At 53.7% G+C, this 1,310-nt stretch carries 1 protein-coding gene; it reads right to left on the bottom strand.

Features of this window, described 5'->3' with window-relative positions:
- Nucleotides 1–31 precede the first annotated feature (31 nt).
- A protein-coding gene (locus WG29040_RS24255) for an IS3 family transposase (protein ID WP_127197095.1) occupies nt 32–1,257 on the bottom strand; the annotation gives its coding sequence in 2 pieces (ribosomal slippage) (nt 32–894 and nt 894–1,257; 1,227 coding nt in all).
- Between the last annotated feature and the right edge of the window lie 53 nt (nt 1,258–1,310).

Below are 1,310 nucleotides of genomic sequence, written 5' to 3'. Positions count from 1 at the left end.
TGTCTAGTCCTGAAATAGGTTTACACCTGTTTCACCCCAACGCCCGATGCATTGCATCGGGCGTTTTGTATTTCAAAGACTGGTGCGGACGCTCGCTGTTGTAAATCGATATCGACTCACTCACCATCTTCTTCGCCTGCGTTAAGTCGTGTGGGCGCTCAAGCAGAAGCTCTGTTTTCAAGATCCCGTTGACCCGCTCTGCCAAAGCATTTTGGTAGCAGTCATAGCCGTCCGTCATCGAACATCGGATGCCGTGTTTCGCGTGCAGTTCTTGGTACATTCCCGAGCAATACTGGCTGCCTCTGTCCGAGTGATGAATCAGCGGCTGCGTGGTTTGACGCTGACTCACGGCTCGACGCAACGCTTGCACTACCGACTCGGTGTGTAGACTTTCATGGACGTGGTAACCCACGATCTTTCGCGAAAAAGCATCCGTCACAAGGCTCAGATAGGCCACACCCTCCCGAGTGGGCAGATAGGTGATGTCAGCAACCCAGACTTGTTCCGGGCCGGTTGGAACAACCTGATCCGGACCCGGTTTGAGTAGGTTCGGATGGCGCCGAAAGCGATGATGGCTGTCGGTCGTCTTGTGATACGCCCGCTTGCGGGCCACCAGTAAACGCCTTTCGCGCAGGATCGAAAACAGCCGATCTCGCCCCACTTGCAGCTCAAGTTGAGGCTGGCAATGCAACAAGTGGTGCAGCTTTCGGGTACCCAGACGCGGCTGACGCTGACGTTTTTGCTGAACGAAGTCGGCAACTTTCTGATCCAGAACCAGGCGAGTTGCATCGGCGCGATTGCGTTTGTAGTAAGCCTGTCGGCTTATCCCCATGAACTGGCAAGCCCTGCTGATGCTCAGGTTTTGGATTCGTTTTTGCGCGAGGACTTGCCGGGACGCTTTTTTACCACAGAGAGACCGTAGTCATTTTTCAAGACATCCACGACCGCCTCGAAAAACTGGGCTTTCTGATTGGACAGCGCCAACTGTTGTTCAAGCTCTTTGATGCGTTGCTCTGGCGTTAGTGGTCGGTTTTTGTCGGGCATAGACCCCATCCTCGGCGAGCCAATGTATGTGCCGGGGCTCCAATCTTGCCGACCATGCTTGCGTAACCACGTCAGAACGGTCGTTTTGCCTTGGATCCCGTAGCGCTCCTGAGCCTCTTTATAGCTCAGCTCACCTTTTTCGACTTGGTCGACGACCGACAATTTAAAGGTCAGCGTGTAGTCTCGCTGACTACGCCTTTTACTTGTCTCCATTACGCCCTCCTGAAAATAGATCAGAAGGTGTAAACCTTATTCAGGACGGGACA

It is taken from the genome of Pseudomonas sp. PAMC 29040, from assembly GCF_003994535.1.
GTDB classification, from domain to species: Bacteria; Pseudomonadota; Gammaproteobacteria; order Pseudomonadales; family Pseudomonadaceae; genus Aquipseudomonas; species Aquipseudomonas paraversuta.
Note: the sequence above shows the minus strand (reverse complement) of the source record. Positions and strands in the feature narration are given on the sequence as shown.